General features: G+C 48.5%; 1 protein-coding gene. It reads left to right on the forward strand.

The window, feature by feature from the left end; all coding sequences use genetic code 11:
- Window positions 1–237: hypothetical protein (locus AC6UD2_RS06900; protein ID WP_500698450.1), on the forward strand; the 237-nt coding region annotated here is incomplete at both ends.

Raw genomic sequence — 237 nt, forward strand, 5'->3', positions numbered from 1 at the left:
TGGTGGCCCTGCGCGCTCTGGTGTTTGAAACCATGGGTCTGCGCGGCGCAATTCTATGCGGGCGCGAATTTATGGGATCACTGGCAGACAGCTCTATGGAGGAATTGAAGTCTGTCATTCAAGAATATGAATGGCTTGCGGCTCATTTCTCAATCGGCAAAGAATACATCCGCACTAAATCCGGCAATATCTGGTTTCTATTTGTCGGCTTGCGCCATAACCTAGACAGTCTTAAAT

It is taken from the genome of Fructilactobacillus sp. X2R5C2 (assembly GCF_059901375.1).